A 3,424-nucleotide genomic window follows, 5' to 3' on the forward strand; every position below is an offset into this window, starting at 1 on the left:
GAATTGGGGTGTTGCGATCGCAGTTATGGTGGGGTTAGGTACAGGTTTAGTATTATCGACTCATTTTGGCTTACAATCTCGTAAACGGGCAATTAACTCAGACTTACTTGCACAAGCTGCCAATATCAAGTATTCTGCATCAGTAAAACCTACTACAGAAGAATTGCTCCAAGCTATTGAATCAACCGCTAAAACTCAAGATTACCAAAAATCCTTACAACCAACAGTGATCAATGAAGTTAATTCTAGCTTATTGGCAGCTTTAGATAAGGTTCGAGAAAGGAATCGCTTACAAGGTCATACAGATATTGTCACTGATATCGCTTTTAGTCCAGATGGCAAACAGATTCTCAGTGGCAGTTTTGACAACACAGTGCGTTTGTGGGACACAGAAACAGGTCTTCCTCTCCATACATTAGAAGGTCATACTGATACTGTCAATGCGATCGCTTTTAGTCCAGATGGTAAACAGATTCTCAGTGGCAGTAGGGACGACACAGTGCGTTTGTGGGACACAGAAACCGGTACACTAATACATACATTAGAAGGTCATACTAATACTGCCACTGATATCGCTTTTAGTCCAGATGGCAAACAGATTCTCAGTGGCAGTGGCGACGGAACATTGCGTTTGTGGGACACAGAAACAGGTCAAACTCTCCATACATTAGAAGGTCATACAGAAGATGTCTATGAGATCGCTTTTAGTCGAGATGGCAAACAGATTCTCAGTGGCAGTGGCGACGGAACATTGCGTTTGTGGGACACAGAAACCGGTACACTAATACATACATTAGAAGGTCATACTAATACTGCCACTGATATCGCTTTTAGTCCAGATAGCAAACCGATTCTCAGCAGTGACAGTTGGGACAACACATTGTTGTGGGACACAGATTCCGGTCAACCTTTCCATATAGAAGATCATACTGATGATGTCTATGGGATCGCTTTTAGTCCAGATGGCAAACAGATTCTCAGTGGCAGTGGCGACGGAACATTGCGTTTGTGGGACACAGAAACAGGTCAAACTCTCCATACAGACGAATTAGAAGGTCATACAGATTTTGTCACTGATATCGCCTTTAGTCCAGATGGCAAACAGATTCTCAGTGGCAGTTTGGACAGCACAACAGTGCGTTTGTGGGACACCAAATCCCGTACACTAATCCATACATTAGAAGGTCATACTAGTTGGGTCAGTGCGATCGCTTTTAGTCCAGATGGCAAACAAATTCTCAGTGGCAGTGACGACGGAGCAGTGCGTTTGTGGGACACAGATTCCGGTACACTAATTCATACATTAGAAGGTCATACTAGTTGGGTCAGTGCGATCGCTTTTAGTCCAGATGGCAAACAGATTCTCAGTGACAGTGATGACAACACAGTGCGGTTGTGGGACACCGAATCCGGTCAACCTCTCCATACATTAGAAGGTCATACAGAAGATGTCACTGCGATCGCTTTTAGTCGAGATGGTAAACAGATTCTCAGTGCCAGTGAGGACGACACAGTGCGGTTATGGGACACAGAAACCAGTCAACCTCTCCATACATTAGAAGGTCATACAGAAGATGTCACTGCGATCGCTTTTAGTCGAGATGGCAAACAGATTCTCAGTGCCAGTGAGGACGACACAGTGCGGTTATGGGACACAGAAACAGGTCTTACTCTCCATACATTACAAGGTCATACAGAAGATGTCACTGCGATCGCTTTTAGTCGAGATGGCAAACAGATTCTCAGTGGCAGTGAGGACGACACAGTGCGGTTATGGGACACAGAAACAGGTCTTACTCTCCATACATTAAAAGGTCATACAAGTGCTGTCAATGATATCGCTTTTAGTCGAGATGGCAAACAGATTCTCAGTGGCAGTGGCGACGGAACATTGCGTTTGTGGGACACAGAAACAGGTCTTACTCTCCATACATTACAAGGTCATATAGATGGTGTCTGGGCTATCGCTTTTAGTCCAGATGGCAAACAGATTCTCAGTGGCAGTGGCGACAAAACATTACGGTTGTGGGACACCGAAACCGGTCAACATCTCCATACATTAGAAGGTCATACTACTTTTGTCAATGAGATCGCTTTTAGTCGAGATGGCAAACAGATTCTCAGTGGCAGTTGGGACAACACAGTGCGTTTGTGGGACACAGAAACAGGTCTTGCTCTCCATACATTACAAGGTCATACAAGTAGGGTCACTGATATTGCTTTTAGTCGAGATGGCAAACAGATTCTCAGTGCCAGTGGCGACGGAACAGTGCGTTTGTGGCTGGGTTTAGATTGGCGAAATTTATTAAAAGAGGGATGTGATCAGCTACAATTTCATCCTGACCTCGTTGCGCCTCAAAATAATAAAGCAGGAGAAGTTTGTCTTAAGTATGCTGGTTGGGAAGATAAAGCCAAAGCCGACTTTCTGGTGAGACAAGGTAGGGCTTTTGTGTTACAAAAAGAGCCAAATATCAAGAGTGCTGTTAAAAAATTCAAAGAAGCGCAAAAACTCTATCCTGACATCGACCTCAATCCATATACAGAGGAAATAGACAAAGAGCCAAAAACAGTAGCACAACAGTTAGCCCCAGACTCGAAATAATCATATGCCTGTCCACAGAAGAATGAAGTAGGTGCTCAAGCCATGGCCTAAAGGCCACGCTACGCGAACGCCTCATGGGGTACTTACCAACTAAATATATTATTAGAGCCGAAATCTTGGATAGATTATCGGCAATTTTGCGCTGCATCAAGACAGGGAATCAGCCTCAAATATAGCAGAAGTCAGAAGTCAGAAGTCAGAAGTCAGAAGTCAGAAGTCAAACTCTTGCGCTTACTTAGGTTTGAGACTTTTGTCATGTCCTAACTGCCCTGGCGACTGCTATATATTCAGATGCGTTCGCGAAGCGTGGCCAAACGCGCCCCGCGTGGCCCAAAGGCCAAGGTCAATCGCATTTAGGGTTAGTTTTTTCTTTCATCATTAGTTTTTCCTTTCATCACTTAATCTTTTAGCTAACTTTACTGACTCTTAAAAATTAAATCCAGGAATGTTTGATTAAATATTGATAGTAGTTTTTTATATCAATACATATGAAATTAACTCACATTAGTGCTTCTTTAGTATTCCTGGGAGCGATCGCAGTTACTCCAGCTTATGGAGCCTCCGTATCATTCACTCCAATTGGGTCGCAATTAGACCAAGATGCCATCAATGACCTCCAAGTCAATGTTGGTGACACCATTGATGTCTTTTTCACTTTAGATACTAGCGGTCTCACTGCTAATTTACAGTCATTAGACCTTCTTTTTCAACAAGATCCTACTGAGCTTATTACTCTAGACGTATTTAGGACAGATGCAGATCGAGCTGCTTTTTCAGACTTTAGCGGGAGCCCAGTAGAAAACCCACCCTTTGGAATACCTA

General features: G+C 43.5%; 1 protein-coding gene and 1 pseudogene. Both read left to right on the forward strand.

What is annotated here, in order from left to right:
• Positions 1 to 2,602 (forward strand): annotated as a pseudogene (locus tag F6K57_RS40255) (peptidase C14); the annotation flags it as partial.
• A 488-nt stretch (positions 2,603 to 3,090) separates the two neighbouring features.
• Positions 3,091 to 3,424 (forward strand): hypothetical protein (locus tag F6K57_RS40260; RefSeq protein ID WP_293074498.1); only part of this gene is annotated, 334 nt, incomplete at its 3' end.

The sequence above is a fragment of the Moorena sp. SIO4A5 genome (assembly GCF_010672005.1).
GTDB lineage: Bacteria > Cyanobacteriota > Cyanobacteriia > Cyanobacteriales > Coleofasciculaceae > Moorena.